Origin of the sequence: Staphylococcus sp. GDY8P72P, from assembly GCF_016890655.1 — a bacterium.
In the GTDB taxonomy this organism is placed as follows: domain Bacteria; phylum Bacillota; class Bacilli; order Staphylococcales; family Staphylococcaceae; genus Staphylococcus; species Staphylococcus arlettae.
Map to the genome: position 1 here is coordinate 86,653 of NZ_JAFEQJ010000014.1, position 22,101 is coordinate 108,753.

Below are 22,101 nucleotides of genomic sequence, written 5' to 3' on the forward strand. Positions count from 1 at the left end.
CCCTTGATTCATTACTTAAATTGACTTAGTGCATGAGTAATTGGTTGTGTTGCTTGGTAAACAGATTGATAAATATCAAACAATTGACTATAAGATCGACGATTAGAGGTAATAGGTTTAATTGGTTGGTGGAATTGAATCCACGCTTGGTTAATAGTTTCAAATGATTCAAACCACTGTGCACCCATAGCTGCTAACATTGCGGCACCAAAGGCAGGACCTTGTTCTTCTGTACGTGTTGTAATAGATGCATTGAAAATATCTGCTTGTATTTGTAACCAAGTTTTGTTTTTAGCACCACCACCTATAGATACTATGTCATTGACTGCTATTCTGTTATTACGCATGATTGTAATGCTGTCTTGAATGGAAAATGTAATACCTTCTAAGACAGCGCGTTTCATATCTAAAGATGTTGTATTAGCATCTAATCCTATAAAGCTGCCACGTACTGTAGCATCATTATGTGGTGTCCGTTCACCTAATAAATAAGGGGTGTACACCAAGCCATGCCCTCCGACAACTGAATCATTAATATTAGTTAAAAATGTTGTGAAATCGTCTTTCGGAGCTAATAATTGACGTAACCATTCTAGGCTATAGCCTGCAGATAAAGTGACACCCATAATGTATTTTTGATTAGGCACACAGTGATTGAAATAATGGACGTTCCCATCATTTTCGAACTTTGAATTGTTTTCGATAGATAACGCTACTCCAGAAGTTCCTATGCTGACTAATTGTTTGCTGTTATCTGTAATACCAGACCCTAAAGCACCACAAGCGTTATCTGCACCACCTTGATAAACCTTAATATTCGAGGTGATGTTAAGTTGATGGGTGATTTCAGATGTTAATGATCCACTATATCCATGTGATTCTATAATTGATGGGCAGATATTAACATCAATATTGAGTTGTTGTAACAATGATGTTGCCCATGTTTCAGTTTTGACGTTGAACATAATTGTACCTGCGGCGTCAGACGGTTCGGTAAATATATTACCTGTTAATTTATATACTACGTAATCTTTCGGTAACATGAATTTACTAATTTTACTGTAATTATGTGGTTCATTGTTCTTGACCCATAATAATTTCGGTAAGGTGAAGCCTTCGAGTACAGTATTTTGTGTTTGGTTAAGCAGGGTGTCTAGACCCACAGTATTTTTTATATTTTCCACTTCAGTCGATGTACGTGTATCATTCCACAATATGGCTGGTCTAATGACTGCTCCATTCGCATCAATAATTACTAAACCATGCATTTGACCGGAAAAACTGAGACCTGTAATTTCCGTTGGTTCGTATTGTGTTAGAATATATTTCAAGCTATCAAGCGCAGCATTATACCAGATGTCAGGGTCTATTTCGCTGTAACCAGATTGTGGATGTTGTGTATCATAAGAGACGCTGTGTGAAGTCACAACGTCCCCTTGTTTATTAACGACAATAGATTTTAAGGCGCTAGTGCCAATGTCCATACCTATTACATAAGTCAATGTCATCAGTCCTTATTATTAATATTTAAAATGTATTGATTTATCTGTGATTTAATTACTTCTAAATGATCTGAGGCATTATCGATGCTTGTAAGATTATGTGCATACGTTTCTAATTCAGCAAAAGATGTTGTACCATCAACAATTTTTTTCCCAATACCTTCTTTGAAAGTTTGATATTTAGTGTCCATTATTGATTCGAAAAAGTTATCTTCAATCATTTTATGTGCCACTCTTAAACCTAATGCAAAAGTATCCATACCGGTAATATGTGTTAGCACTAAATCTTCTTGTTTAAATGATGTTCTACGAGGTTTGGCATCAAAGTTTAATCCACCTGGCGCAAGACCACCATTTTTCAAAATTTCATACATTGCTAAAGTTGTGTCGAAAACATCAGTAGGGAATTCATCAGTATCCCATCCTAAAAGGGGATGTCCTTGGTTTGCATCAACTGAACCTAACATGTCATTATCGCGTGCATAACGTAATTCGTGTTGGAACGTATGACCTGCAAGTGTTGCATGGTTAGCTTCAATGTTGAATTTAAAAATGTCATCTAAATCATATTTTTGTAAAAAGGCATATGCTGTTGCCACATCAGTATCATATTGATGGGACGTTGGTTCTTTTGGTTTAGGTTCAATTAAAAATTGCCCTGTATATCCAATTTCATTGGCATAATTTTTAGCCATTTTAAAGAAGTTTGCAAGGTTTGTTAATTCTAATTTCATATCAGTATTAAGCAAACTTTCGTAGCCTTCACGACCACCCCAGAAAACAAAGTTTTCTGAACCTAATTTTTTAGCTATTTCCAACGATTTTTTAACTTTTGCTGCAGCATATGCATAGACATCTGCATTAGATGAAGTTGCAGCCCCGTGTACGAAACGTTCATGTGTAAAATTATTTGTAGTATTCCATAATAATTTTTTTCCAGTTTCTTCCATTTTTTCTTTAATGCGGTCTACTATAACATCTAAATTTTCATTTGATTCTTGTAATGTTGAGCCTTCAGGTGCGATGTCTACATCGTGGAAACAAAAATATTCAATTTGTGTTTTTTGCATAAATTCAAAAATAGCATCTACTCTAGCTTTAGCTTGTTCCATAGGTTCTAAGTTGTTCCAATCACGCTGTGCAGTTCCAACTCCAAAAGGATCGGATAAATCAGCGGTGAAAGTGTGCCAATAAGCAACACCAAAACGCAAATGTTCAGCCATAGTTTTGTTACCAATTTTCTCTTCTGGATTATAATATTTAAAGCTATATATGTTGTTTGATTTAGGTCCCTCGTATGTTACTGGATCTATATTGAAATAAGTCATGTTTAGCCCCCTCATTTAGTTGGTTAGTTTATTAAACAAACTAACGTTAAAGAGAATATAGCACAATTACAATATTTTGTAAACGCTTTCTAAAAAAGAAGAAATATAGCACTTTCTACAATTAAGATTAGAAAGTGCTTGAGTTTAAATATTTATTTGTAAATTATCGATATCAACAATAGTTTGAGTAATAGCTAATGTACCTCCTAATAGTGTTGCATAGTTCACATTAGAAGTGAGTTCGATGCTGATAGCATTTCTAGAATACTGTGAAAATTGTTGCTTAATATCTTCCAATATTGTAGGCAAAGCATTAATTAATGGGCAGTTAATATAAATGGCATTGGGATTAAACTGAGTATTTAAATTATGGACAAGCACTGCTACATGTTGGATAAATTGATTAACTGCAGCAATAACTTCAGGCTGTTGTTCATTATAAAGATGAATTAAGTCTTGTAACGTAATATTTTTATTTAACTTAGTAGTAAGAAGGTGAATTAATGCTTCTTGTGAACAAATGTCTTCGATTTTATAAAATGTCGGACCCACTTCGGTTGGCTTAGATACTAAAGTTTTACCAATTTCACCTGCTTCACCATTAGCTCCTCTATAGAGTTGTTGATTAATGATTAGACCAGCTCCAATACCTTTATTAATACTTAAAGCTATTAGATTATTTATATCGCGGTTGCCATTAGTATTGTGTTCATAGAGTGCGGAAAGGTTAGCTTCATTTTCAATGACTACAGGTACTGCCGCAAATTGTTGTAACGCGGTGGTGATATCGCTGACATCTGTTTCATGAAAGGGTAAGTGGATAATGTTATGATGATCATCCACAATACCGTGAATAGATACTGAAATTCCTAATAACCCATACAATGTACTTTGTTTATCTGTAATATTGACTTTTTGCTGTAAGATGTGCAAGATTGAACTTACTTTTTTATCTGTTAAAGGGTGTGAATTGTGCGTAATGATTGTTCCATCAAAATAAGTATACAAAATTTCAACAGAATTATATGTTAAATCTAATGAGATAAAATAACCATATTGGTCATTGACCTTTAATAATATTGGTTTACGGCCACCGCTTTTAGTACTGTCACCTTCACCAACTTCTAATACTAAAGATTTTGCTTTTAAACTATTTAAAATGCTTGAAATGGTAGCTTTGTTAATTTCTAAATTTTTGGATATTTGAGTACGTGAAATATTATTATGATTAAAGATTTCTCTTAACACACGTTTTTCGTTCATAGTAATATTTAAAGTTAAGTTATTGTCCATCGTTAATTACCCCATATGTTATATTCAATTAAGTGTGTCGTTTTTATTCTGCGTTAGTACGTCAACTATTTTAACATACATTATACAGCGTCAAAGGATAAATGAAAGAGCATTGCTACATAGTCATAGAACATAAAACAATTATATTATACTGAGCATTTATATTACGCTACATGGATAATAGCGTTATTATGTAATAATGGTATTTATTGAAGAAGGGAGTAAGCGCCTAAGTTGATATATGGATTAGTAGATGATGTAAATTGTAAATTTTCTGACTTTTTACTTATCAAATCGACGGTATAGGCGTAATATATATGCTAGGATTGAGCATATAGCTTATGAAATGTTAGAATGCTTTATTTAGTATAACGATGTATTTTGAAGGAGAAAATTATGAAAAAAGAAGACTTAATTGCCCCACAAACATATAATATAGTTTCAGAAATTGAAAAGTACGCGGAAAATCCTGCGAAAGAAGCAATTTTATTTGAAAATGAAGCGGGAGAAACGCAAACAATTACTTATGCAAATCTAATTAAAAATGCGAATCGTGTTGGGCACGTTTTTTTAAATCATGGGCTAACTAAAGGTGACAAAGTATTAATTTTGATGCCTCGTGCCATTGAAACGTATGAAATTTACTTAGCAGCACTAAAATTAGGTTTGGTGATTATTCCAAGCTCCGAAATGTTACGGACAAAAGATTTACAACATAGAATTTCGCATGGTGAAGTCAGTGCAGTAGTTGCTATTGCTGAGCATCTGGATGAATTCACTCAAATTGCAGAATATGATGAATTAATTAAGTTTGTTGTTGGAGGTCAAGCTGAGCATTGGCATGATTTAACGGCAGAAAAACAACAGGCATCAACGGAATTTGCAATGGTAGAGACATCTAGAGATGATATTGCACTGTTGTCTTATACATCAGGAACGACGGCTAAGCCGAAAGCAGTAATTCATTCACATGGCTGGGGTTATGCACATATGCAAACTGCGCCTAAATATTGGTTAAGTATCGAAGAAGGTGACACTGCGTGGGCTACGGCTGCACCAGGTTGGCAAAAATGGGTGTGGAGTCCATTTTTATCTATCATGGGATCAGGTGGTAAGGCATTTGTTTATAATGGTAAGTTTAATGCTGAGAAGTATTTAGAGTTACTACAAAAGCATGAAGTTAATGTCTTATGTTGTACACCGACAGAATATCGATTAATGGCGAAGTTACCTAACTTGAGTGACTATGACTTATCACAGTTACACAGTGCAGTATCTGCAGGTGAACCATTAAACCAAGAAGTCATTGAACAATTTCGTAAAAACTTTGACCTTACTGTTAGAGATGGCTACGGTCAAACTGAAAATACGTTATTAATTGGTTCGTTGAAAGGTACGGAAACACGTATTGGTTCTATGGGACGCGCAATTTTAGGAGATCAAGTGGCTATTATTGATGAAGATGGCAATCGTATAGAAGATGGTACAACTGGAGATATTGCTGTTGCGTTAGATTCTCCAGCATTATTTAAAGGTTACTATAAAGATGAACAACGTACTGCTGACTCTAAACGTGGTAACTATTATGTGACAGGTGACAGAGCACGTGTCGATGAGGATGGTTATTTTTGGTTTGAAGGTCGACGCGATGACATTATCATAAGCTCAGGCTATACTATTGGGCCATTTGAAGTTGAGGATTCATTAATTGGGCATCCAGCAGTCAAAGAATGTGCAGTAGTTGCGAAGCCACATGATATTCGTGGTAATATCGTAAAAGCCTTTGTAATTTTACAAGATAATTACTCGGCAGATGATGCATTAGTAAAAGACTTACAAAATTATGTGAAACAGGACGTAGCACCATACAAATACCCACGTGAAATTGAATTTGTCACTGATTTACCGAAAACAAATTCAGGTAAAATACGTCGTGTAGAGTTAAGAGAAGCGGAAATAGCAAAATATAATAATCAATAACACAGTAGACACGTGTCAGGTGTCTCAACAGTAAAATGGCTAATCCAGTAATTGAATGGATTAGCCATTTTTATAGTTATAACCTATGATTGCTTGCTAAAGTAAGTTTATTTAGTTGAGTTTGATTGGTCAATTAAGATAGTGAGTTATTGTTCGGATAAACAAAAATCTAACCAATCAACATAAGCTTGTTCACGCAAAAGAGCTTTTTTTAATATACGAATGTGTTGTGCGTCTTTGTGAGGGTCTAATTGTTGAAAGATGGCATTTAATTGAGTTAACTTATCTTGTTTAGCAACTTTTTTAGTTCGCAATAATTCCTGCTTTGCTTCAGTTGACAATGCATCATAAAAGTACACTTTTATCGCAAATGGATCTTTGGTGTTTTCTTCTTCATCTGCTGTTTCAATCCAGTGGTACAGAGCGGTTTTACCAATAGGGGTAATACTGTAAATTTTTTTGGCTATTTTGCTAGATTCATCAATGTTCGAAATATAAATGTGCTCAGATTGTACGAGCTTTTTTAATTCATTATAAATTTGACTATGTTTAGCATTCCAAATTTCGCCAATTGCTTCACTAAAAGACTTATAAATTTCATAGCCTGTTAGTGATTGGTTATTGAGTAGTCCTAATATAGTATATTGCAGTACATTTTTCACTTTTTCACTCCTGGTATTTTGACAGAATAATTATACGAGAGTAGTATGTAAAAGTAAACATGTAAATAATTACATATATATAGGAGGATAATAATGGCAACACTTCAAGATTTTATTGGAAAACATATGATTTATACTTATGATAACGGCTGGGAATATGAAATGTATGTGAAAAATGAGGAAACGATTGATTATCGAATTCATTCAGGTATGGTAGGTGGTAGATGGGTGAAAGACCAAAAAGCAGATATCGTTGAAATTATAGCTGGAGTTTATAAAATATCATGGACAGAGCCTACTAGAACAGACGTATCATTAAATTTTGTGCCTGAACAACATTTAATGCATGGGGTGATTTTCTTTCCTAAATGGGTGCATGAACATCCAGAAATTACAGTATGTTATCAAAATGATTATATCGATGTAATGGAAGCTTCTCGCGAAAAATATGATACCTATCCTAAATATGTAGTTCCAGAATTTGCAACAATTACATATGTTGGTACACCTGGTGTTAATAATGAACAGGTTATTGCAGAAGCACCATATGAAGGTATGGCCGAAGCTATTAGACAACAACAATTAGCTTTTCAACAATAAATGGGGAAGTCAACGTCCTATTGTCAAATGCGTATCGAAGCAAAATAGTTGTAGCACTACTTGAGTGACAGTATAATTTTGATTAAGTTCTATTGGATTAAGTACAATTGAATGTATTTTAATATTATAGAATGATAATTTAAAATTTAAAAGAGGTGCTTTATATGTCAAAAGTAGTTTATACAACTAGTATGATCAGCAATGGTGGTAGAGACGGACGTGTCTTTAGCCCTGATAATACATTTACCCATAACTTAGCCACACCGAAAGCTATGGGTGGTAATGCTGTAACTGAAACCAACCCAGAACAATTATTTGCAGCTGGTTATAGTGCTTGTTTTAATAGTGCGCTTTCTCTCATATTACAACGTAACAAAGTGACAGATGCACAACCTGAAGTTGAGGTGACGATTGATTTATTGACCGATGAGGAAGACAATGGCTTTAAATTAGGTGGTACGATAAATGTCACACTAAATAATATGTCTCAAGAAGTTGCGGAAGACTATGTTAATCAAGCCCATGCATTTTGTCCATACTCTAAAGCAACTAAAGGAAATATTGATGTGCAAATAGAGGTTACGGCACAATAAAATAATATAGGCAATACTTATTTGGTAAATAAGAGGAAAGAGGTTTGGAATGAGTGTCACTTCAAACCTCTTTTTATAATGGACAAGTGTAGTACAAAGTACAGTATTTTCGCCAAGCGAGTTTTGATAGGGGTGTTAATACAGCTACAGTTTTTGTGATAAGTTGTAATTTATAATGCTATTGATTTATATGAAAAATGCATAAAAAAAGTACACAACTGATGTTTTCAACAATTGCGTACTCATAGTGGTTTGAATGTGACTACTTTATAAAGAATATTCATGCACGTCCTTATAATCAAAGTTTTTAATAATAGCACAACCTAAAGGATGGAAGCCATTATCAACATGTTGATTAATTTCTTCTAATACAGCTAAAATTTCATATTCTGGTGTGTGAATATCGAAAGTATATTTGAATAAATGCTGTTTATCTGAACGTACAGTTGCAACGAGTTTGTCTTGTTCCATTTTATAATCAAGTAATTGCATAACGATCTCACCTTTCATCAAATTTTAAATCTCTAATATGTGCTTAAAACAAGTTTTAATCCATTTAGCTAGTGTGTCTTACGTGATTGTGTTAGTTTGGTATACTACGAAAAATCAAAGTGACAACTTACTATTACGAAATAAATCTTGTGATACTTTATTATTCTCAATTTCACATTAGAATAATTCTAATGTGATTTCATTATACATTAAAACGATTAAAATGTGGAGAGTTTTGGCTTAATTTTTGATATAATGAAAACGTATTTATAGAATCAAAAGTAAAATAAAGTGAAAAATGAAAAGTTTTATTGACCGAGTATGGACTATTTGATAAGCTAAAAGTAATTAAATAAAAGCTTTCTAGGGTTCCGTAACAGTCGTTAGTCTGGTCCGAGAGAAAGCCACATGTATTCATGTGACACGGAAGGATAAAAGCCTGGGAGATAGTGATAGCACTATTTCTCAGGCTTTTTATTTTATAGGAGGTTTAAAAAATGAACTGGTTGAAAATTATTATTGCAGCTATTTTTGAAGTAGGATGGGCTGTCGGATTAACGCATGCAAGTACTACATTAGAATGGTTATTAACTATCATTGCTATTATTGTTAGTTTCTATTTACTAATTAATGCATCACAATATTTGCCGGTAGGTACATCATATGCAGTTTTCGTTGGATTAGGCACGACTGGCGTAACGATTCTTGATTTTGTAGTATTTGGGCAACCCGTAATAATAGGGAAAATCGTCTTGATTTTTGCTTTGTTAGCCGGTGTTATTGGCTTGAAACTTGTAACGCCAAGTGAAGGAGGTAAAAAATAATGGTTTGGTCAATTTTAATTTTAGCAGGTATATTTGAAATGTTAGCAATTACAGCATTAAACGCATACACACATCATAAACGTAGTAAGGACTTGTTAGGCATGTTAATATTGTTTGCCTTGAGTTTTGTAGCGTTAACTTATGCTATGCAAAATTTACCGATGAGTACTGCTTATGCTGTATGGACTGGAATAGGTGCAGTAGGTGGTGCCTTGATAGGGATGTTGTTTTTCAAAGAATCTAAAGACATTAAACGGATTATATGTATTGCAGTGATTTTAGCAAGCACAGTGGGGTTAAAGTTATTGAGTTAAAATATAAAAAAAGAGGCAACACATAGTTGCCTCCAAGAGTAATATGTTCATGAATATAAAAGACTAGTAGTCGGATTCCAACTACACCATTAATATATCATATATACGAGTCAATAATCAATGAAATCAAACAATATAATAGTAAAAATAACATAATAATATAATAAAATGTATAGCTATATAGAGTAGGGAGCGACTCTATAAATTTAGCGTAGGTAATTGCGCAGTTGATGCTAGATTGATAAGCTAACAATAAAAAATAAAGGGGGAAGCTGTGTTGGAAGGATTACTTACGTTTATTACCATCACGCTAATGATTATTATTGTGCCTGGACCTGACTTTTTTATTGTAATGAAAAATTCTATTTCTTCAGGTCGTGTTAACGGGACAATGGCAGCTTTAGGTATTACATCAGGGCATGTCATTTATTCATTATTAGCAATTTTTGGTATTATTTTTATTTTAGCGCAAATGTATTATGTGTTTTTAGTAATTAAAATATTAGGAGCATGTTATTTAATTTACTTAGGTATTCGCAGTATTATTAGTGCACGCCAAGGTTTAAATTTCACTCCAGAAACAATGAAAATAGCACAAGTTAGTTATTTGAATTCTTATAGACAAGGTATTGTAAGTACTTTATTAAACCCTAAAGCGTTACTATACTATATTAGTATTCTACCTCAGTTTCTTTCTACTGGTGGCGCAGTGACATCTCAAATAGCGATCCTATCAGCTATAGTGACTTCAGTCATTTTAATTTGGTTTATTTTTTTGTGTGTTTATTTTTCAATATATCAAAAAACTATTTGCTAATCGTAAAATTAAAGCATTATTTGATTACGCTGTTGGCTTCATCTTAGTTGGTTTGTCTATCAATTTATTGTTGAGTAAAGCAAATTAATTAAAGGTTGAGTTGTCGAAGTGTGAGTGTTAACACTAAGCAACCCAACCTTTTTATGGATAAAAATAAGCTGTTTTAGAAATGAGCACTTTTACGCCACGATAAACATTTTTGATCGTATACCATATAGTTAAAATAATGAACAATAGCGTAATCATTATGCCTACTACAGAAACCCAATTTGACGTATTGTCTTGCAAAGTAGCTAGACTTAATCCGCCACTAAAAATTAAGAAAAATGGACAAATTAATGTAATAATATGATAAATTAATGCTTTCATAGCGTGAGTAGACGCTGGCTTATAAGCAAAAATCCACACGATCAGTGGTAATATCAACGGGGCAAAAAAGATACTAAAATAACTTATAGCAGCGAGCACACGTCCACCTTGTATGTCTTGAGCGTGCGTTTGATTATTCATAGTCATCACCTCAATTCACAGCATAACAAATTGTGTGTCATTACCATAGTTGTATTGTACGATGTGACAGCATTGTTAGCTTAAGCTAAAATGAATGTATTAGAAACGTGAAAGAAAAGAGGCGAGTGTAATGAAAATCTATTTAATCCGACATGGAGAATCCCAGTCTAATTATGATAAAAAACAAGGAAATAATTACTTTTGTGGCCAATTGGATGTTCCATTAACTGAAAAAGGGACTCGAGATGCGCAGTTTTTACAATCATATTTTGATAAGCATCGTGTACAGCAAATTTATTTATCTGATTTGCAACGTACAAGACAAACATATAATGCAATTTTTGATAAAGATATACCCGCTGAGACAACAGCATTACTAAGAGAACGTTCACTAGGTATTTTTGAAGGATTACATGTTGAGGATGTAGAACAGCAAAGCGAATATACACATTTCTTTAATGATGACAATTATCGTGAATTTAGACATAGTTTCACTCAAAAGGCACCTGAAGGCGAAAGTTATGAAGATGTTTTAGCACGCGTGCAACACTTTTTTGAACAGGAAGTCGATAAATCACTCGATAGTATTGCTATTGTAGCGCATCAAGTGGTTATTCGTTGTATTTTTGTATATTTAGGATACGAAACTAAAGCACAAGTGATAGATAAAAAAATAGAAAATTGTAAGCCTTATTACGTTGAATTGTAATAAGGCTTAAGTATGTATCGTTATGAAGTGACGCATAAAGTGGTAACCGCACTGGCAGTAATCACTATTGTCGATAAAAATAAGACAAAAACAAGTATCGGTACTGCGGTTGTAAAGATGATACCTAAAGTTAATATAAATGCAGGTATCGCAAACAAAATTTGATAAATGCTAGAAATGACACGAGTAGCTGTGGAATTAAAAATTCCTAGTATTAGCGCTGGCAAAAAGATACTTACAGCGAAAGCAACAACCATCCATATATCTTGTGGTTGATCAACAGTGACACCACTTCCCCCTGATGGATTGTTAGATGCGATAGTAAGGATTGACAGCGAAATAAATATAATAGCTAAAAATAGCATAGGAACACGATATTTCATTTTTTCCTGACACCCCAATGTTTATAATATTGTTTATATTGTCACATAACTTAAATGTATAGTAAAGAACAATTTACATTTTTTGTATCTTAATATCATAAAAAATCATTTTTAAAAATTATAAAATGAATAACATTAAACTAAACGGGGTACAGCAAAATTGTCGGAAACTTAAAGCATATAAAAAATCTGATCATGTTAAATTCAACATGGTCAGGTTAATATTTTTTGGCTGCTGTTATACTATTGTGAAAGCCTTCGAAAAAGACATCGATGTTATCTAAGACACTGCCAACTACAACTGCAATCACTACATAAGTAATGCTTAAAAGAATGTGTTTAGCAGAAATAAAGCCATATTTTTCTTGTTTATCTACGAGACCTAGTGCGATGAAGACAGCAGCCATTGCTCCAATTAAAATTGTAAGAACCATGTGTGCCTCCAGTCTGAGTTTATACTCTGTGCTAATACAAACTCAGTTTAACAAATAGAACTTAGTGTCAAAAGTTAAATAACAATAAAAAACCTTACAATTATGTAAGGTTTTTTACGAAAAGTATGCTATTAAAGAACATGCATGATGTGTAACATTGCTTTAAACGGTTAGTAGCGGTGTTATTGGACGTTGTCATCATTTTGTAATGATTGTATTATTTTGTTGATAGGTGTTAATGAAATAACTTAATGATTGTGCAATTTTTCTTGTGAATTTATAATTTGTACTTTATTTATCGATAGCATCGCTGTTAATATCATGTTTTTCTAAAAATTGCTTAATTTTCTTTTGTTGCTTACCATTAACGTCACCAGCATGTTTGGCTGATACATCAACAACATTTAGTTTATTTTGTGGTTGATAATCTAATTCTTCAATATCTTTATCGACATTTTTGATTGTAGAGTTTAAGGCAGTGAAATATTTTAAGATTCGTTCAGCATGGGGTTTATATCCTTCTGGCAAGTCGTTAGATTCGATGAATTTTTTGAAACGAACATCGTTTTTAACAGCGTTTTGAGATAATTTAGATAAGCGTTGTGCTTGTTTATCAGTGATTTTAGTATCGGTACCAGTTTGTCTATCTAATTTGTATTGCATAAGATATTTGTTATCGATAATGTCAGAGTTAACATCAAGGTATTTTTTAATAGCTTTATTCATTTCTGCTGTACTTATTTTTTCTCCAGTTTTTGAGGATGAAAATATGTCATCTTCAGAAATATTCTGGACATTTTTAGGTGCATTTTTTTGACTGTGTTTATTATCATCATCCTCGTTATTAGAACATGCAGCAAGCATGAATAGCGTAGCAAATAATAATAACAAAATTCTAAATTTCTTCATTCAGTAATTAAACTCCTTTATATTGTTTAATCGTGTTATTTAATTAACGACGGTAATTTGTTCAGTATATAGAGCAATATATAATAACCTCTTAATATTATAGGCATTGCTAACTGAGATAACAAGAAAAGATATTTACTGAAGTTGTTTTAATTTACGTTCTATTAATCTATAGATAATTATAAGTAGTAATAAATAGATAATGACCTCAATAATTAAAATGATACCATTGCGATAACTTATGAATAACCATATATCGATGAGTGTTAAAGGCAAGGCGATGACAAAAACTTTGCGAAATATATATGTAGTTAATCGTTGGTACATATGCTGTGCTGTTTTCCAATAAAGGGGACCTAACATGGCGCGCTTTGATTGGTAAGCTGTGCCGTTATGACTTGAATTATTTGTTGGAGATGTAGTTTTCAAACGTTTCATTAAGTAGAGATGGATGCTGGCAACAATAAGTAAAAACATAAAAACACCTAATTTCTAGTACTTTAGAGCCGATTATAACATAAAAAGGAGAGTCAAAAAGACTCTCTTCAGACTGTCGACAAATTATACCTATGTAGGCAGTTTATTTATGCACGCTTTGCGCGGGCCCTTGCATTAGCCTGTAGTCTTTGGCTAATGTTATTCCCACAGAAGTCGGCATAAAACACTGTCAATCTATAAAAGATTTTAGGAGAACTAATATTTAAGGTCCTTACAGACAAAAAATTATATATAGAAAATAAAAACCCCTTCGCAAATTAATGCGAAAGGGGTTGTCTACTTTGTGTGTTATCGTCAATTTATTGATGTACAGGTTCAGCGCTATTACGAATAATATAATCAAATGCATTAAGTGCTGCATTTGCGCCTGCACCCATAGAAATAATAATTTGTTTATTGCGATCATCTGTTACATCACCAGCAGCGAATACGCCTGGCATACTTGTCGCATTACGACGATCAATTTTAATTTCATGTGCTTCATTTAATTCAACAGCGTCATCTAACCATTCTGTATTTGGTAATAGACCGATTTGAACAAAGATACCGTCAAGAGTAATGTCATGTTTGGCACCAGTTGCTAAATCTTCATAGGCAATACCAGTTACAGCATTGTCGCCCAATACTTCAGTTGTTTGAGCGTTTTTGATTATTGTTACATTTGATAGTGAAGTTAAACGCTGTTGTAATACATCGTCAGCACGTAATTCAGCATTACGTTCTAATAAGGTTACGTGGCTTGCTATACCAGCTAAGTCTATTGCTGCCTCAACACCAGAATTACCGCCACCTACAACTGCAACATCTTTATTTTCGAATAATGGACCATCGCAGTGAGGGCAGAAAGCAACACCTTTATTAATTAAGGCTTCTTCACCAGGCACTTGCAGTTTACGCCAACGTGCACCAGTAGCAAGAATAACTGTTTTACTTTGTAACTTAGCACCATTATCTAAAGTTACAAAAATACCACTGTCAGTTTTTTCGATATCATCCGCACGCACACCAGTCATAACGTCGATATCATAATGGTTAATATGGTCCTCAAGTGCTGAAGAGAACTTAGGTCCGTCAGTTTCTTTAACGGTAATGAAGTTTTCGATAGCTGCTGTATCATTAACTTGACCACCAATACGGTCAGCAACAATACCTGTACGTAATCCTTTACGTGCAGTGTAAATACCAGCACTACCACTTGCAGGACCGCCACCAATGATTAATACATCGTATGGCTCTTTGTTATCAAACTCAGCTGGATCAGCTGTACTACCTAAACTTGTTAAGATATCTTGTACTGTCATACGACCATTACCAAATTCTTCTCCGTTAAGGAAAATGGCAGGTACGGCCATAATGTTTTCAGCTTCTTCTCTGAAAATAGCACCGTCAATCATAGTATGAGTGATATTAGGATTTAATAAACTCATTAAGTTTAGGGCTTGTACTACATCCGGACATTTTTGACATGTTAAACTAATATATGTTTCAAAATGTAGTGGACGATCTAAAGCTGAAATTTGATCGATAACCGCTTGTTCTTCTTTTGGTGCTCGACCACTTACTTGTAATAAGGCAAGAACAAGTGAGTTAAATTCGTGACCCATTGGTAAACCAGCAAAAGTAATACCAGTCTGTTCATTAGGACGGTTGACTGAAAAGCTAGGTGTACGTTTAAGGTCAGCATTTTCTACTGAGATATGAGATGACATACTTGCAACTTCGTCTAATAATGTTTCTAATTCTTTAGATTTATCATCAGAACCGATACTTGCTTGAAGTACTACATCGCCTTCCATAAGTTCCAGTAGTTGTTTAAGTTGTGATTTTAACTCATCATTAAGCATTCGAATCAATGCCTCCTTAAATTTTACCTACTAAATCAAGACCAGGTTGTAATGTTTCTGAACCTTCTTCCCATTTAGCTGGGCATACTTCACCTGGGTGTTGACGTACATATTGAGCTGCTTTAAGTTTGTGTACTAACGTACTAGCATCACGGCCAATACCATCAGCATTTACTTCAGCTGCTTGAACTACACCATCAGGGTCAACAATGAAAGTACCACGTTGTGCAAGACCAAGATCTTCGTCTAACACATCGAAGTTACGAGTGATTGTTTGAGAAGGGTCTCCGATCATAGTGTATTTGATTTTGTTGATTGCTTCTGAATGATCGTGCCAAGCTTTGTGTACGAAATGTGTGTCAGTTGATACTGAGAATACATTTACACCAAGCTCTTGTAATTTATCATATTGACCTTGTAGGTCTTCTAATTCAGTTGGACATACGAATGAGAAATCTGCAGGATAGAAGCATACTACACTCCAAGAACCTTTAAGATTTTCCTCTGATACTTCGATGAACTCATCTTGTTGTGGATCATAAGCATTCGCTGTGAATGGTAAAATTTCTTTATTGATTAAAGACATGAAAAACATCCTCCTAAATTGTATGTTACTTTTATTGACACGAAGATTGTAACAATTGATTATTTCAATTGTTTGATGATAATTATTCTAATCTCCGATATTCATTATCACATGACATTGTGAAATAGTCAACAAACAACATTGCATAATAAATGTTTATTACGACCTAGTTTCTATAACTACCAGTGTCACTCTGACATCGTATTCGGTAAAGTGTATTTTGTTAGGTAGTAATAACTTATTTAGCAATCTACTAATATCAATTAGCCACTTTTATTCTCAACTAAACATCATTTAGAAGATGAAAATACCCTAAAATAATAAAAAGGGAGTGGGACAGAAATCTGATTTTGAAAAAATGATTTCGTCGTCCCACCCCGGAAAGGATGACTAGCATTGAAACAAGCTTGATTTGAAGCGTATTTTCAATGCAGTCAGCTACTGCCAATATGAAAAAAGACTAGGACAATCAATATTGTCCCAGTCTCGTTTTATCAGGCATGTATGGTAGCTTAATCAACAAAGGTTACGCTAATTTCACCAATATCAGTAAAAGTAGCGTGGTACGTACCATGAGTTATTGGTAAGGCTCTTATAAACGTACCGGAAGCCACAAGTTGACCTTTCGTTAATTGTTTGTTGTGCTGTTGTAATTTAGAAACTAACCATGTTAATGATTTGAAGGGGTTTCCCAAGACGATTTCGGCGGAACCTTCAGCAACCTCTATACTATTGTGTGTTAATGTCATTTCTACATTCGCTAATGCGGAAATTGTTGATGCTGGAACAATTTCTCCAACGACAACAAGTCCTGTGGCTGAATTATCTGAGATAAAATCACTTAAAGTAAAGTTGGGGAACCAATTTTTATAGCGGGCGTCGGCAATTCCTAAACCTGGTGCGATATCAACACATGACAAAATAGTAGCATCATCAGCATCCATAGGAATGTCGTCTGTTACGATAAACATAATTTCAGGTTCTATGAGAGGATTAAATAGGCTCGATAATGAGATAGATTCATTGGATTGAACAATTTTACTGGATAAAATAGTCCCGTATGCAGGTTCATTAGTATTCGCAAGTATTTGAGTAGCGTCATTAGTCATATTAACACGATAGCCAGCGATATTAGAGTTATCAACAGTTTGCAATTGTTCTATTAATAATGATTGCGTATGATATGCGTCAGCTTCAGTTATATTATATGTGTTGCTCACAAAATCAATAGGTTCATGCGCCTTGAAAGCAGTGAAAAGTGAATCTGCAATAACTTTAGTATCCTTTGACATATAATCTCTCCTTAAATTTTCAGAAAATTGTTACTATTATCATTATAATTATCATAACGAGAAATGATTTTACTTTCAATATATTTAAAAGTTGAGAAAACGGGTAAGCATTATAATAAGGGTTAATCGATTTTATTTGTTAAAGTGAAGTATGAAATTTACAAATAAGGAGCGATTAATGTGACAGATTATGTATATAACTTATTGAAACAACATCATTCAGTAAGAAAATTCAAGCCTAATGACATTCCCGAGGAAACGATAAAAGAATTAATAGAAGCAGGTCAAAATGCTTCTACATCTAGTTACCTACAAACGTATTCGATTATCGGAATTAATGATCCTACTATTAAAGAGCAATTAAAAGAAGTGTCAGGACAGCCTTACGTTGTTGAAAATGGATATTTATTAGTGTTCGTTATGGATTATTACAGACATGCTACGATTAACGACGATAAAAAAGTAGACATGAGCGTGTCTTTTGAATCTGCTGAAGGTCTATTAGTCGGTGCAATTGATGTGGCTTTAGTAGCACAAAATATTGCCGTTACTGCTGAAGATAAAGGTTATGGCATGGTTTATTTAGGATCTTTACGTAACGACGTAGCACGTGTTAAAGATATTCTTGGTTTACCTGAACATACTTTCCCACTATTTGGTATGGCTCTCGGCGAACCTGCAGACGATGAAAATGGCGAACCTAAGCCACGTCTACCTTTAGAACACATCTTCCATCAAAACAAATATAATAGCGACAAAGAACGTCAACGACAAAAAATTGAAGCTTTTGACCAAACAGTAAGTGAATATTATCGTAATCGTACGAATGGAGAACATTCAGAAACATGGTCAGATCAAATTGCTGGCTTTATGAGTAGTAAACAAAGACTTGAAATGTTGGAACAACTGAATAAGTCAGGTTTTATTAAGCAGTAAGCAAGCTATACCATGACATGGTGTTAGTGTCGAAAAGTTTTTTAGTTTTGTGTAACTATAGAGAGGGGTTGGTTGTGTTGAGCATGTTTGATAGATTATTTAAGAAGAATGAAAACACAGATGCAGTGGGTCCAAGTGAAAAAAAGCGTGATACACATATAGATAACAACCAACTTACTCCAGAAGAAGCACAACAATATTGGGCGAAAATAGCGAGTAAAATCATTGTAAGTACATTAAACTGCGTAGATCATACGGCAGAACGTATATTTATATTAATTTCCTTTGATGAAAAAGATCCAACTATGGACATTTTCTTTCAAATGAATGGTCAGGTAAGAATGTGGAATGATTTGGATAATACACAGCACAAAAACATCATTGCACACAATCTATTGCCGCAAGTGGATAATATTGTAAAACAAGCACATTGTTTATATGATCGTGCACACTTAACGCGAATGGCTTACACACAAATTCAATTCGAATTTGAAAGTAAAACCTGGTATTTACATGACATTTCGGAAGAAAGTATGGAAGCCCAACTTGATAAATATGCAGCATTTTTAAAGTGGTTTGATGACGTCTCTCATGAGATTAAGCAAACGCCATTAGATAGTAAGAAGAAGATTACTTGGGGCCCTTTCAAACCTATAGCATAAAGAAGCTAGCAATTTGAGTGTCTGGTGAAAACATACAAATAAAGACAAAAGCTGTAGCAAGATGAACAACGACTTATTCCTCTAACGAAAAGGGTTAAGTCGTTGTTTTTAAATTGGTGAATAATAGGAAGGGCATAGGGAGACTTGTTACTAAAAAAGTAAGCAATCTATATAAAAAATCACTTCGTTAAAATTCATGCTGTGATGAATTTAACGAAGTGTTTTTTGTTAGATAAATATTACATAGTAACTAGGTGTTTAATTATTGGCAGTAAGTTCACCGTAAGTACTATCGTTGTACGTATCTTTATCTAAGTTATCTGTAAGTTTAGCAGTACCTGCACCAGCAAGCATAGAATCGTTGACGTTTAATGCCGTACGACCCATATCGATTAATGGTTCTACTGAGATTAAGACACCTGCTAATGCGACAGGAAGATTTAATGTTGATAATACGAGTATAGAGGCGAAAGTTGCACCGCCACCAACACCGGCTACACCGAATGAACTTATAATAACAACACCGATAACGGATAAAATGAATTGTAAATTCACTTCAACGCCAGCTGCTGGCGCAACCATCACAGCTAACATTGCGGGATAAATACCGGCACAACCGTTTTGTCCTATAGACAAACCGAATGATGCGGAGAAGTTAGCAATACCATCAGGTACACCTAAACGTGTTTTTTGTGTTTGCACATTAAGTGGTAATGTACCAGCGCTTGAACGTGATGTAAAAGCGAAAAGTAATACTTCTCCCGTTTTTTTCACGAAGGTAATAGGATTTAACCCAATACCACCAATAATAATTAAATGGATAATATACATAGTAATAAGTGCTGCATAAGATGCAATTACAAATTTACCAAGTGTCCAAATTGCCGCAAAGTCACTTGTAGCAATAGTATTAGTCATAATTGCTAAAATACCATAAGGTGTTAAGCGTAATACGAACGTTACAATAGACATAACTAACGCGTATAATGCATCGATACCACGTTTTAAAACATTGCCACTTTCAGGTTGTTTACGCATAACACGTAAAAATGCAAAACCTATAAAGGCTGCAAAGATAACGACTGCAATTGTTGATGTAGTACGTTGTCCTGTGAAGTCTAAGAATGGGTTACTTGGTAGTAACTCTAAAATTTGTTGAGGTAATGTTTGTGCTGTCATATCTTTTGCTTGGCTAGCAATTTCACTACCACGTGAGCTTTCAGCATTACCTAAGTCAATTGTTGAAGCATCTAATCCAAATATTAATGCTGAAATAATACCAACAATAGCTGCAATAGCTACTGTACCAATTAAGAATACGAAGATCCAAACGCCTATCTTCGCAAATTTTTCACCGATTTGTATTTTGGTGAACGCTGAAACAATAGAAATAAAAATTAATGGAATAACAATCATTTGTAACAAGGCAATATAACCGTCTCCGACAACACTAAACCAATCAGTTGTTTGTTTAGTTATACTACTATCGACATCATAGATAAGATGGATGGCTACCCCGTATAAAATCCCTACACCTAATGCAGTGAATACACGTTTAGGGAAAGATACGTGTCTTTTAGCCATAATATATAATCCGATGATGAAGGCCACAAATACAATTATGTTAATAATAGTAAATAACATAGTAAAGACCTACACTTTCTTTTAATATAATTTAATCCGACATACCTAATAAGGATAGTAGCAAAACAATATTTATTCAAGAGGAAAAACTCAAATATTACTATAAAAATTATAGTCAGAATATTATTACAATCTTTAGAGCATTAAAAAAAGTCTAGACCGGAGTCTAGACTATAAAAATAGCTTTATATTATAAATTAAACAGACGTGCAAAGAAGCCTTTTTTCTCACCTTGTGATTGTGAATTGTATTGTGCAGATTCACTTGCTGGTTCGGATTGAGCTGAGTCATTTATGCTGAATGTATTAGTTGTCTCACTGTGATCTTCAGATTTTGTCGTTGATTCTTCAGATGATGATTCAGATTCAGCAACATTTGTTGATGAAGTACTTTCCGCAGTTGATTCAGTAATTTCATCTGTAGTTGTTTTAGCTGAAGTTGCTTCAGTCGTACTTGCAGTTTGTGGTGTTTTTGCTGCATGGTTTTCAGAATTAGTTGAAGTAGATGTAATCTCGTCTTCAGTTAATTTAGCTGACGCTGTTTCTGATTGACTGTCGTTCGTTGACGTAGCAGTTTCAGTATTAGCTTCAGATGTTGCCGTCTGAGCTTCCTGCTTAGGTTTAGCTGCAATTGTTTCATTTGCCACACTGGATTTTACTAATTCAGATTGCTCTTTTTGCGCACTTTGAATATCAGACTGAGTTGTTTTAATTTCTTCAGTAGATGTTTGTAATGCAGTCAGTGATTCCGTATTTGCGTCTATTTTTGTAGTGATTTGATTTTGTAACTCACGTAATTCGTTTTGTTGATTATGTACTTGGCTAATCATTTGACCAAGCATGTGGCGCTCTTCACGCATTTTTTCCAATTCTGTACGTAAGTCTTCAATGACATTAGCAACATTTTGGTCAGCTGGTAATTGTTCGTCTGTGTCTTTGACTAATACTTGTAAGAAGTCTTTTTCTTTTTCTAGTTCGTCAAAGGCTAAATCGTAACTATTTGTTTGTTTGACTTTTTCTGCGATATCTTGGAATAATTCAATATCTTCTTCATGGAAATCAGTAGCTTCACGGCCACGGTATTCAGTTTTACTAAGTTGATAACCACGTTCTTCTAAATGTTGTACTATTTTACGTACTTGTTTTTCACTTAGTTCAACACGTTGAGCAAATTCTTTCGTTAACATAGAGATAATCCCTTTCTTAATATGTGATTATGTATACGGACGTTTGTCTTCGGTTAGTGAAACGTCAGTCTTACTTCTATGTTAGTTTAACCCCTTTAAGTCT

General features: G+C 34.0%; 23 protein-coding genes, 1 pseudogene and 1 riboswitch. Of the genes and pseudogenes, 9 read left to right on the forward strand and 15 right to left on the reverse strand.

What is annotated here, in order from left to right; genetic code table 11:
• Nucleotides 1-11: 11 nt before the first annotated feature.
• The 3 genes from xylB to JVU85_RS07080 all read right to left on the reverse strand — a co-directional run bounded on the left by xylB (nt 12) and on the right by JVU85_RS07080 (nt 4,123).
• Nucleotides 12-1,508, reverse strand: coding sequence for a xylulokinase (gene xylB, locus JVU85_RS07070; RefSeq protein WP_373885786.1), 1,497 nt, complete (start codon nt 1,506-1,508; stop codon nt 12-14).
• The gene (gene xylA, locus JVU85_RS07075; RefSeq protein ID WP_021459335.1) at nt 1,508-2,830 is read right to left on the reverse strand and encodes a xylose isomerase; all 1,323 of its coding nucleotides are present in this window, start codon (nt 2,828-2,830) and stop codon (nt 1,508-1,510) included. The genes xylB and xylA overlap by 1 nt, the downstream gene beginning before the upstream one ends.
• A 144-nt stretch (nt 2,831-2,974) precedes the next feature.
• Nucleotides 2,975-4,123 carry an ROK family transcriptional regulator gene (locus JVU85_RS07080; protein ID WP_204172206.1) on the reverse strand — a complete coding sequence of 383 codons (1,149 nt, stop codon included), beginning with the start codon at nt 4,121-4,123 and terminating at the stop codon, nt 2,975-2,977.
• A 396-nt stretch (nt 4,124-4,519) separates the two neighbouring features.
• Between JVU85_RS07080 and mbcS the strand changes: the two genes are divergently transcribed.
• Nucleotides 4,520-6,103, forward strand: a complete 1,584-nt coding sequence (gene mbcS, locus JVU85_RS07085; RefSeq protein ID WP_204172207.1) for an acyl-CoA synthetase MbcS — start codon at nt 4,520-4,522, stop codon at nt 6,101-6,103.
• Nucleotides 6,104-6,249: 146 nt separating this feature from the next.
• Here mbcS and JVU85_RS07090 read toward each other — a convergent pair whose 3' ends face one another.
• Nucleotides 6,250-6,765 carry a PadR family transcriptional regulator gene (locus tag JVU85_RS07090; protein WP_002509603.1) on the reverse strand — a complete coding sequence of 172 codons (516 nt, stop codon included), beginning with the start codon at nt 6,763-6,765 and terminating at the stop codon, nt 6,250-6,252.
• Between the two features lie 93 nt (nt 6,766-6,858).
• Here JVU85_RS07090 and JVU85_RS07095 point away from each other — a divergent pair, with 93 nt between their 5' ends.
• Together JVU85_RS07095 and JVU85_RS07100 are read left to right on the forward strand one after the other, a co-directional pair.
• The gene (locus JVU85_RS07095) at nt 6,859-7,365 is read left to right on the forward strand and encodes a phenolic acid decarboxylase (protein WP_204172208.1); all 507 of its coding nucleotides are present in this window, start codon (nt 6,859-6,861) and stop codon (nt 7,363-7,365) included.
• Nucleotides 7,366-7,529: 164 nt separating this feature from the next.
• The gene (locus JVU85_RS07100; protein WP_103388604.1) at nt 7,530-7,958 is read left to right on the forward strand and encodes an organic hydroperoxide resistance protein; all 429 of its coding nucleotides are present in this window, start codon (nt 7,530-7,532) and stop codon (nt 7,956-7,958) included.
• Nucleotides 7,959-8,225: 267 nt separating this feature from the next.
• Here JVU85_RS07100 and JVU85_RS07105 read toward each other — a convergent pair whose 3' ends face one another.
• The gene (locus tag JVU85_RS07105) at nt 8,226-8,450 is read right to left on the reverse strand and encodes a hypothetical protein (RefSeq protein WP_002509600.1); all 225 of its coding nucleotides are present in this window, start codon (nt 8,448-8,450) and stop codon (nt 8,226-8,228) included.
• A 352-nt stretch (nt 8,451-8,802) separates the two neighbouring features.
• A riboswitch (guanidine-I (ykkC/yxkD leader) is annotated at nt 8,803-8,898 on the forward strand.
• Nucleotides 8,899-8,947: 49 nt separating this feature from the next.
• On the opposite strand from JVU85_RS07105, the gene JVU85_RS07110 reads away from it, so the two are divergent.
• The 3 genes and pseudogenes from JVU85_RS07110 (at nt 8,948) to JVU85_RS07120 (ending at nt 10,493) form a co-directional block, all read left to right on the forward strand.
• The gene (locus JVU85_RS07110) at nt 8,948-9,274 is read left to right on the forward strand and encodes a DMT family transporter (RefSeq protein WP_002509599.1); all 327 of its coding nucleotides are present in this window, start codon (nt 8,948-8,950) and stop codon (nt 9,272-9,274) included.
• Entirely contained in the window at nt 9,274-9,588 is a 315-nt protein-coding gene (locus JVU85_RS07115) for a DMT family transporter (protein WP_021459332.1), read from the forward strand. The genes JVU85_RS07110 and JVU85_RS07115 overlap by 1 nt, the downstream gene beginning before the upstream one ends.
• A gap of 277 nt (nt 9,589-9,865) precedes the next feature.
• Nucleotides 9,866-10,493 (forward strand): annotated as a pseudogene (locus tag JVU85_RS07120) (LysE family translocator).
• A 53-nt stretch (nt 10,494-10,546) separates the two neighbouring features.
• Here the strand turns inward: JVU85_RS07120 and JVU85_RS07125 are convergent.
• Complete coding sequence (locus JVU85_RS07125; RefSeq protein ID WP_103388601.1) at nt 10,547-10,915, reverse strand: hypothetical protein; 369 nt, start codon at nt 10,913-10,915, stop codon at nt 10,547-10,549.
• A gap of 130 nt (nt 10,916-11,045) precedes the next feature.
• Between JVU85_RS07125 and JVU85_RS07130 the strand changes: the two genes are divergently transcribed.
• A complete protein-coding gene (locus tag JVU85_RS07130; protein ID WP_103388600.1) occupies nt 11,046-11,624 on the forward strand; it encodes a histidine phosphatase family protein in 579 nt (192 codons plus the stop codon).
• Nucleotides 11,625-11,644: 20 nt separating this feature from the next.
• Here JVU85_RS07130 and JVU85_RS07135 read toward each other — a convergent pair whose 3' ends face one another.
• The 7 genes from JVU85_RS07135 to JVU85_RS07165 form a co-directional block, all read right to left on the reverse strand.
• Nucleotides 11,645-12,007, reverse strand: a complete 363-nt coding sequence (locus tag JVU85_RS07135) for a hypothetical protein (protein ID WP_002509594.1) — start codon at nt 12,005-12,007, stop codon at nt 11,645-11,647.
• 218 nt (nt 12,008-12,225) lie between these two features.
• Entirely contained in the window at nt 12,226-12,441 is a 216-nt protein-coding gene (locus tag JVU85_RS07140; RefSeq protein WP_021459327.1) for a hypothetical protein, read from the reverse strand.
• A gap of 291 nt (nt 12,442-12,732) precedes the next feature.
• Nucleotides 12,733-13,350, reverse strand: coding sequence for an NDxxF motif lipoprotein (locus JVU85_RS07145; protein WP_107373808.1), 618 nt, complete (start codon nt 13,348-13,350; stop codon nt 12,733-12,735).
• 135 nt (nt 13,351-13,485) lie between these two features.
• Nucleotides 13,486-13,827 (reverse strand): hypothetical protein, encoded by a 342-nt coding sequence (locus JVU85_RS07150; protein ID WP_002509591.1) that lies wholly within the window; start codon nt 13,825-13,827, stop codon nt 13,486-13,488.
• A 320-nt stretch (nt 13,828-14,147) separates the two neighbouring features.
• Entirely contained in the window at nt 14,148-15,692 is a 1,545-nt protein-coding gene (gene ahpF / locus JVU85_RS07155) for an alkyl hydroperoxide reductase subunit F (RefSeq protein WP_002509590.1), read from the reverse strand.
• Between the two features lie 16 nt (nt 15,693-15,708).
• Entirely contained in the window at nt 15,709-16,278 is a 570-nt protein-coding gene (ahpC, locus tag JVU85_RS07160; RefSeq protein WP_002509589.1) for an alkyl hydroperoxide reductase subunit C, read from the reverse strand.
• A 512-nt stretch (nt 16,279-16,790) separates the two neighbouring features.
• Nucleotides 16,791-17,570: a 2-keto-4-pentenoate hydratase gene (locus JVU85_RS07165; protein ID WP_103388597.1), complete on the reverse strand. Its 780-nt coding sequence runs from the start codon at nt 17,568-17,570 to the stop codon at nt 16,791-16,793.
• A gap of 180 nt (nt 17,571-17,750) precedes the next feature.
• On the opposite strand from JVU85_RS07165, the gene nfsA reads away from it, so the two are divergent.
• Both nfsA and JVU85_RS07175 read left to right on the forward strand, forming a co-directional pair.
• The gene (gene nfsA / locus JVU85_RS07170; RefSeq protein ID WP_204172209.1) at nt 17,751-18,506 is read left to right on the forward strand and encodes an oxygen-insensitive NADPH nitroreductase; all 756 of its coding nucleotides are present in this window, start codon (nt 17,751-17,753) and stop codon (nt 18,504-18,506) included.
• Nucleotides 18,507-18,589: 83 nt separating this feature from the next.
• Nucleotides 18,590-19,168, forward strand: a complete 579-nt coding sequence (locus JVU85_RS07175) for a hypothetical protein (RefSeq protein WP_002509586.1) — start codon at nt 18,590-18,592, stop codon at nt 19,166-19,168.
• Between the two features lie 258 nt (nt 19,169-19,426).
• Here JVU85_RS07175 and JVU85_RS07180 read toward each other — a convergent pair whose 3' ends face one another.
• Entirely contained in the window at nt 19,427-20,812 is a 1,386-nt protein-coding gene (locus JVU85_RS07180) for an L-cystine transporter (protein WP_002509585.1), read from the reverse strand.
• Nucleotides 20,813-21,002: 190 nt separating this feature from the next.
• Nucleotides 21,003-21,998: a hypothetical protein gene (locus JVU85_RS07185; protein ID WP_002509584.1), complete on the reverse strand. Its 996-nt coding sequence runs from the start codon at nt 21,996-21,998 to the stop codon at nt 21,003-21,005.
• Between the last annotated feature and the right edge of the window lie 103 nt (nt 21,999-22,101).